At 53.8% G+C, this 7,767-nt stretch carries 2 protein-coding genes, 3 tRNA genes and 3 rRNA genes; 7 read left to right on the top strand and 1 reads right to left on the bottom strand.

What is annotated here, in order from left to right; all coding sequences use genetic code 11:
• Positions 1-482: 482 nt before the first annotated feature.
• The 6 genes from BM353_RS16450 to BM353_RS16425 all read left to right on the top strand — a co-directional run bounded on the left by BM353_RS16450 (position 483) and on the right by BM353_RS16425 (position 6,035).
• Positions 483-1,944: ribosomal RNA gene (locus BM353_RS16450) — 16S ribosomal RNA — on the top strand.
• Between the two features lie 138 nt (positions 1,945-2,082).
• A tRNA-Ile gene (locus tag BM353_RS16445) sits at positions 2,083-2,159 on the top strand.
• A 20-nt stretch (positions 2,160-2,179) separates the two neighbouring features.
• Positions 2,180-2,255 (top strand) — tRNA-Ala (locus BM353_RS16440).
• Positions 2,256-2,670: 415 nt separating this feature from the next.
• Positions 2,671-5,537 (top strand): 23S ribosomal RNA (locus BM353_RS16435).
• 123 nt (positions 5,538-5,660) lie between these two features.
• A 5S ribosomal RNA gene (gene rrf, locus BM353_RS16430) occupies positions 5,661-5,775 on the top strand.
• The 16S, 23S and 5S rRNA genes sit together here with 3 tRNA genes alongside, the layout of an rRNA operon.
• Before the next feature lie 183 nt (positions 5,776-5,958).
• Positions 5,959-6,035 (top strand) — tRNA-Met (locus tag BM353_RS16425).
• Here BM353_RS16425 and BM353_RS16420 read toward each other — a convergent pair.
• Positions 5,992-7,458 carry a recombinase family protein gene (locus tag BM353_RS16420; RefSeq protein WP_245759690.1) on the bottom strand — a complete coding sequence of 489 codons (1,467 nt, stop codon included), beginning with the start codon at positions 7,456-7,458 and terminating at the stop codon, positions 5,992-5,994. The genes BM353_RS16425 and BM353_RS16420 overlap by 44 nt on opposite strands.
• 109 nt (positions 7,459-7,567) lie before the next feature.
• Between BM353_RS16420 and BM353_RS16415 the strand changes: the two genes are divergently transcribed.
• A partial coding sequence (locus tag BM353_RS16415; RefSeq protein WP_177220579.1) for a transposase occupies positions 7,568-7,767 on the top strand: 200 nt, incomplete at its 3' end.

The following is a 7,767-nucleotide window of genomic DNA, read 5'->3' as shown; positions in this document are numbered from 1 at the left end:
TTTTTTCTGATTTTTTGTAGAAAGGGGTTGCGGGGTTTGGGAGTTATCCGTAAATACCCCTTCACCGGCGGCGCTGAGGCGCAGGTCGGGGCGCCAGACGGGCTTGAGGGCAACGAGGCGGCGAGAAAAATCAGAGGTGATCGAGGCGGGGCGCGCCGAAAGTTAGTAGGCGCACACTGTTTCTTTTGTCTCTACGCTCTTTGAAATTGATAGTATCTGAAGAGATATGTGGGCGGTTTGGTTCATTCGATGGACAAACAACTGCACATATAACTCGCTACCTAGGTGAATGGTTTCGGCCATGATCCGATGATGGATAGTCAGCTTCACTGTTTGTCGGCTTTCGGTTTCTTATGAAACCTGAAGCACAACAAACAGAGACGCATCTGGGCTTGAACAGCCTGGATGTGAACGTCCCGGCCAAGCCGGTCGGGACAATGTGCAGAGGTTCGAACGTCAAGGATAAGCTGGCAACAGCTTTTCAACTTGAGAGTTTGATCCTGGCTCAGAACGAACGCTGGCGGCACGCCTAACACATGCAAGTCGAGCGCACTCTTCGGAGTGAGCGGCGGACGGGTTAGTAACGCGTGGGAACGTACCCTTTACTGCGGAATAGCCACTGGAAACGGTGAGTAATACCGCATACGCCCTTCGGGGGAAAGATTTATCGGTGAAGGATCGGCCCGCGTTAGATTAGATAGTTGGTGGGGTAATGGCCTACCAAGTCTACGATCTATAGCTGGTTTGAGAGGATGATCAGCAACACTGGGACTGAGACACGGCCCAGACTCCTACGGGAGGCAGCAGTGGGGAATCTTAGACAATGGGCGCAAGCCTGATCTAGCGATGCCGCGTGAGTGATGAAGGCCTTAGGGTCGTAAAGCTCTTTCGCCAGGGATGATAATGACAGTACCTGGTAAAGAAACCCCGGCTAACTCCGTGCCAGCAGCCGCGGTAATACGGAGGGGGTTAGCGTTGTTCGGAATTACTGGGCGTAAAGCGCGCGTAGGCGGATTGGAAAGTTGGGGGTGAAATCCCGGGGCTCAACCCCGGAACTGCCTCCAAAACTAACAGTCTTGAGTTCGAGAGAGGTGAGTGGAATTCCGAGTGTAGAGGTGAAATTCGTAGATATTCGGAGGAACACCAGTGGCGAAGGCGGCTCACTGGCTCGATACTGACGCTGAGGTGCGAAAGTGTGGGGAGCAAACAGGATTAGATACCCTGGTAGTCCACACCGTAAACGATGAATGCCAGTCGTCGGGTAGCATGCTATTCGGTGACACACCTAACGGATTAAGCATTCCGCCTGGGGAGTACGGTCGCAAGATTAAAACTCAAAGGAATTGACGGGGGCCCGCACAAGCGGTGGAGCATGTGGTTTAATTCGAAGCAACGCGCAGAACCTTACCAACCCTTGACATCCCGGGACCGGTCCAGAGATGGATCTTTCACTTCGGTGACTCGGTGACAGGTGCTGCATGGCTGTCGTCAGCTCGTGTCGTGAGATGTTCGGTTAAGTCCGGCAACGAGCGCAACCCACATCTTTAGTTGCCAGCAGTTCGGCTGGGCACTCTAAAGAAACTGCCCGTGATAAGCGGGAGGAAGGTGTGGATGACGTCAAGTCCTCATGGCCCTTACGGGTTGGGCTACACACGTGCTACAATGGTGCCTACAGTGGGTTAATCCCCAAAAGGCATCTCAGTTCGGATTGTTCTCTGCAACTCGAGAGCATGAAGTCGGAATCGCTAGTAATCGCGTAACAGCATGACGCGGTGAATACGTTCCCGGGCCTTGTACACACCGCCCGTCACACCATGGGAGTTGGTTCTACCTGACGACGCTGCGCTAACCTTCGGGGGGCAGGCGGCCACGGTAGGATCAGCGACTGGGGTGAAGTCGTAACAAGGTAGCCGTAGGGGAACCTGCGGCTGGATCACCTCCTTTCTAAGGATGATCCTGGCATTTAGGCTTGCCTAAATCGTGGATCACTTAGCAAAAAAGTCCGGTACCTTTGCCGGACGCATCAACGGACCAGGCCGTCCTCATATCTCTTCAGACGAAACGGGTTACCGCCCGTATCTTGGGTCGGTAGCTCAGGTGGTTAGAGCGCACGCCTGATAAGCGTGAGGTCGGAGGTTCAAGTCCTCCTCGACCCACCATTATCCTTCGGGATCGGTTTGGGGCCTTAGCTCAGCTGGGAGAGCGCCTGATTTGCATTCAGGAGGTCAGCGGTTCGATCCCGCTAGGCTCCACCAAGATCCGATTTGATCGATCAGCAGTCGTTTGACTTCTGATCCGTCCAATTGGACGATTGACATCGTAAAGAGAGATACAAATTACAACACTGTTTGGTTCCTGCGAGTGTGCGGGTAACCTCTTCAGGGTGCTGAGGCTTTCGGGCTGATGCGAGCGTATGCCATGGTTGTTTCCTCGACCTTCCATGCGTCTGCCTTGATGAAACGAACAGAGTTGTCCAAGTCAAGTACACTAACCAATGTGCTTTTTGGTGTTTGCCCTTTGGGTCTTTTGGACACCGACATGTCCTCAAGTCGCCCGTGGGGCGGAATGACACTGAAAAGCGCGGGAAAGTATGCTTTTGACCAGAAAAATGCGGCTTAGTTGTTCCAGCTTCTGAGCCATAAAGACGCAAGTCTTTCTTTTTCTGGATCAAATCAAGCGCGAGAAGGGCGTTTGGTGAATGCCTTGGCAGTAAGAGGCGATGAAGGACGTGATACTCTGCGATAAGTCATGGGGAGCCGAGAATAGGCTTTGATCCATGAATTTCCGAATGGGGCAACCCACCTGATTGTTTATTGTTGTCCTACCACTTTGTTACTTGAGGACGTCAGTCCGAAGGTTCGAATGGTTGGATCATCAGTAAGCAAGAACAGGTACTTAAGACCTGAATACATAGGGTTTTAAGAGCAAACCCGGGGAACTGAAACATCTAAGTACCCGGAGGAAAGGACATCAATTGATACTCCCCTAGTAGCGGCGAGCGAACGGGGACCAGCCGAGACCGATAAGTGACCAGAACAATCTGGAATGATTGACCATAGTGGGTGACAGTCCCGTATGGGAAGCTTTGAGGTACGTATTAAGTAGGGCGGGACACGTGAAATCCTGTCTGAAGATCGGGGGACCACCCTCGAAGGCTAAGTACTCCTTACTGACCGATAGCGAACCAGTACCGTGAGGGAAAGGTGAAAAGCACCCCGACGAGGGGAGTGAAACAGTACCTGAAACCGAACGCCTACAATCAGTCGGAGCTTCCTTGCGAAGTGACGGCGTACCTTTTGTATAATGGGTCATCGACTTGGTCTATCTAGCAAGCTTAAGCCGTTAGGTGTAGGCGCAGCGAAAGCGAGTCTTAATAGGGCGCATGAGTTAGATGGATCAGACCCGAAACCGAGTGATCTAGGCATGACCAGGCTGAAGGTAAGGTAACACTTACTGGAGGGCCGAACCCACACCTGTTGAAAAAGGTCGGGATGAGTTGTGCCTAGGGGTGAAAGGCCAATCAAACTCGGAGATAGCTGGTTCTCTGCGAAATCTATTTAGGTAGAGCGTCATCCGAATACCCCGGGGGGTAGAGCACTGGATGGGTAATGGGGCCCCACAGGCTTACTGATCCTAACCAAACTCCGAATACCCGGGAGTACTAGATGGCAGACACACTGCGGATGCTAACGTCCGTAGTGGAGAGGGAAACAACCCTGACCTACAGCTAAGGCCCCCAATTCATGGCTAAGTGGGAAAGCAGGTGGGACGACCAAAACAACCAGGAGGTTGGCTTAGAAGCAGCCATCCTTTAAAGATAGCGTAACAGCTCACTGGTCTAAATAAGTTGTCCTGCGGCGAAGATGTAACGGGGCTCAAGCCATGAGCCGAAGCTTAGGATGCACGTAGTGCATGGTAGCAGAGCGTAGTGTGACATAGTCTCATTCCTCCTTAGCGCCTTCGGGCGTGTTGGAGGAGCGAGGCTTACTGTGAAGCCGGCCTGTGAGGGATCCGGTGGAGTGATCACTAGCGAGAATGATGACATGAGTAGCGATAAACAGGGTGAGAGACCCTGTCGCCGAAAGTCCAAGGGTTCCTGCTTAAAGTTAATCTGAGCAGGGTAAGCCGGCCCCTAAGGCGAGGCCGAAAGGCGTAGTCGATGGGAACTAGGTTAATATTCCTAGGCCAGGAGGATGTGACGGATTGTGAAGGTTGTTCACCCTTATCGGATTGGGTGGGCCGCTGATCAGTTCCAGGAAATAGCCCTCCATGAGACCGTACCCCAAACCGACACAGGTGGACTGGTAGAGAATACCAAGGCGCTTGAGAGAACGATGTTGAAGGAACTCGGCAAAATACCTCCGTAAGTTCGCGAGAAGGAGGCCCGGTTCCAAGGCAACTTGGAGCTGGGGGCACAAACCAGGGGGTGGCGACTGTTTACTAAAAACACAGGGCTCTGCGAAGTCGCAAGACGACGTATAGGGTCTGACGCCTGCCCGGTGCCTGAAGGTTAAAAGGAGAGGTGAGAGCCTTGAATTGAAGCCCAGGTAAACGGCGGCCGTAACTATAACGGTCCTAAGGTAGCGAAATTCCTTGTCGGGTAAGTTCCGACCTGCACGAATGGCGTAACGACTTCCCCGCTGTCTCCAACATCGACTCAGCGAAATTGAATTGCCTGTCAAGATGCAGGCTTCCCGCGGTTAGACGGAAAGACCCCGTGCACCTTTACTACAGCTTCGCACTGGCATCAGGATTGTGATGTGCAGGATAGGTGGTAGGCTTTGAATCAGGAACGCCAGTTTCTGTGGAGCCTCCCTTGAGATACCACCCTTCGCACTCTTGATGTCTAACCGCGGTCCGTTATCCGGATCCGGGACCCTGCGTGGTGGGTAGTTTGACTGGGGCGGTCGCCTCCTAAAGCGTAACGGAGGCGCGCGAAGGTTGGCTCAGAGCGGTCGGAAATCGCTCGTTGAGTGCAATGGCAGAAGCCAGCCTGACTGCAAGACTGACAAGTCGAGCAGAGTCGAAAGACGGCCATAGTGATCCGGTGGTCCCGAGTGGAAGGGCCATCGCTCAACGGATAAAAGGTACGCCGGGGATAACAGGCTGATACTGCCCAAGAGTCCATATCGACGGCAGTGTTTGGCACCTCGATGTCGGCTCATCTCATCCTGGGGCTGGAGCAGGTCCCAAGGGTACGGCTGTTCGCCGTTTAAAGAGGTACGTGAGCTGGGTTTAGAACGTCGTGAGACAGTTCGGTCCCTATCTGCCGTGGGTGTAGGATACTTGAGAGGAGTTGCCCCTAGTACGAGAGGACCGGGGTGAACGATCCACTGGTGGACCTGTTGTCGTGCCAACGGCAGTGCAGGGTAGCTATGATCGGACAGGATAACCGCTGAAGGCATCTAAGCGGGAAGCCCCCCTCAAAACAAGGTATCCCTGAGGGCCGTGGTAGACCACCACGTCGATAGGCCGGAGATGTAAGCGCAGCAATGCGTTCAGTTGACCGGTACTAATGGCCCGATAGGCTTGATTTGATCCAGTAGAAGACAGACTTCTGCAGTCAGATCAAAAGCATACACACATAAATATCGCCCGACGCCTCTCCTCGAGGCCCGAGCGATAAAGAGTTCTTGACTTGGAACTTGGTTCTTTCTCGGTTTGGTGGTCATAGCGAGAGCAAAACACCCGGCTCCATTCCGAACCCGGCCGTTAAGTGCCTTAGCGCCGATGGTACTGCGTCTTAAGACGTGGGAGAGTAGGTCGCCGCCAAACCTAGTAAGAACCAAGCGTATCTCTCCTACGATGAAAATGCGCAGCCTCTAACACCAAAACAAGAGGCCGCAGGCGTGGCTCGGAGCACCCCGCCTTATCGATGACCCTCTCCCAAAGAGGGCAAAACGCTCCAGCCTCGTCAGGCCATGACCTGACACACCAAGAGGCAAGCTCAATGGTTGACGCGGGATGGAGCAGCCCGGTAGCTCGTCAGGCTCATAACCTGAAGGTCGTAGGTTCAAATCCTACTCCCGCAACCAACTTTACCTGCGAAGTGCCCTCTTGGGCGCTTTCGTCGTTTTGGACAAGGCCTAACGCGGCCTTGTGCGCTTCGAGTGCAGCGTTCGTTAGTTGCGACTTGGACTTCGTTTCGTCTGACAGAGTCAGTATTCCAGCCAGACTACCGTGAAGATCAGACACCAGACGGTTTTCGCTTTCGTCAGGTGTCAGGACGATCTTCTCGATGAGGGATCGAACAGCATCAATCGCTTCGGCGCGATGCTCTTTCGAATTCAGTGTTTCTATCAGTGGCCCCACTTGGGCACGATATCTTTGAGACATGTTTGGATGTAGCAGAGGGGGCGATTCTTCCACGTCCTCCAGCAAGGCTTCAAGTTCTAGCCTGCGGTTTTCCAAAGCATGCATCTTGTCCTTGATTGGCGCGACGGGCGCACCGTCACAGATAGCTTCGACCATTTGCGACAGCTTCTTCTTTGTTCTCTCATGTTCTGCCCTGAACTGATTTAACGCCGCGTCATGTTCGCTGCGGAGCTTGTTCATGTGCTTTGTATACTCATCACAAAACACTGCGCAGAGGTCGGGGTCCATCAAGTGCTCTTCAAGGGCGCTGAGAACGTCAGCTTCCAGCTTTTCGCGGTGGATGCCCATGCGGTTGGAGCAGATGCCTTTGTTGCGGGCGCTAGAGCACCCCATGTGCGTTTGCGAGATCATCGAATATCCGCCACCACACTCCCCGCATTTTACGAGACCTGAAAACAAGTTTTTGGGTCGCTGCTTGGACCAGAATGGTTTTCCTGCCTTGTTAAGTGAGGCTTGGCGTTCTTTGACCTTCGCCCAAAGAGCTTCATCAATGATGCGTAGTTCTGGCACATCCTGCGTGATCCACTGATCTTCAGGGTTAAGCTTTGATACTCGTTTGCCGGTCTCGGGGTCCTTCATATACCGCAGGCGGTTCCAAACCCGACGCCCGACATAAAGCTCATTGTTCAATAATCCTGTGCCGCGCTGCCTGTTGCCGTTGATGGTGCTTTGCCCCCATCCTTTGCCGCTAGGCCCTGGAACACCCTCTTCGTTGAGCTGGAAAGCGATGGCCTTGGGGGATTTACCGGATGCGTAGTCTTCAAAGATGCGCCGAACCACTGCTGCATCCGTTTCATTGACAACCCTTTGGCCGCGCTCTTCTCCGGCAACCACGTCATAACCGAAGCATTTGCCACCACCAGAGCGGCCTTTTTCGACCCTTCCGCGCAACCCGCGACGGGTCTTGTCAGCGAGGTCTTTCAGGAACAGGGCGTTCATCGTGCCTTTGAGGCCAATATGGAGCTGGGATATCTCGCCCTCAGAGAGCGTGTTGATCGTGATGCCAGCAAAGCTCAGACGCTTGAATACAGCAGCAATGTCTTCTTGATCGCGTGAAATTCGATCCAGTGCCTCAGCGACCACTTCGTCGAACTTGGGTGACGTCCACGGACGTGGTGTAGCTGGCGGTGGCCATCGGGTTTCCCGGTAGGGTTGGGTTGCGACAACCAACCTGAACCAAGGACGACACCCGATGACCAAACCTATGATGGACCTGCGTGCGCTTGTCGAAAAGAGTGCCGATTCCGACCTGCTGCGTGAGATGATCGGCTTCGCAGCCGAGCGGCTGATGGAACTTGAGGTCGGCGCCAAGACCGGTGCCGATTACGGCGAGAAAAGCAGCGATCGGCTGGCGCAACGGAACGGATACCGCGACCGAGACTGGCAGACCCG

It is taken from the genome of Poseidonocella sedimentorum (assembly GCF_900116005.1).
GTDB classification, from domain to species: Bacteria; Pseudomonadota; Alphaproteobacteria; order Rhodobacterales; family Rhodobacteraceae; genus Poseidonocella; species Poseidonocella sedimentorum.
The sequence above is the reverse complement of the archived record's forward strand: the minus strand, read 5'-3'. Positions and strand labels throughout refer to the sequence as shown.